Origin of the sequence: Pantoea sp. BL1 (genome assembly GCF_000963985.1) — a bacterium.
GTDB classification, from domain to species: Bacteria; Pseudomonadota; Gammaproteobacteria; order Enterobacterales; family Enterobacteriaceae; genus Pantoea; species Pantoea rwandensis_B.
Map to the genome: position 1 here is coordinate 1 of NZ_JZRH01000120.1, position 230 is coordinate 230.

Below are 230 nucleotides of genomic sequence, written 5' to 3' on the forward strand. Positions count from 1 at the left end.
ACCGGCCCGAAGATCTCCTCCTGGAAGACGCGCATGCTGTTGTCGCCTTTCAGCAGCGTGGGCTGGATGTAGTAGCCGCTATCAAAAGCTTCACCGATTTTCTCCACGCCACCACCGTGCAGCACCTGAGCGCCCTCTTGCTGGGCGATTTCCAGATAAGAGAGGATTTTATCGAACTGCTGCTGCGACGCCTGCGCGCCAATCATGGTTTCGGTATCCAGCGGATCGCC

General features: G+C 57.8%; 1 protein-coding gene. It reads right to left on the bottom strand.

Features of this window, described 5'->3' with window-relative positions:
* Positions 1 to 230: aldehyde dehydrogenase family protein (locus VH86_RS24640; protein ID WP_045834453.1), on the bottom strand; the 230-nt coding region annotated here is incomplete at both ends.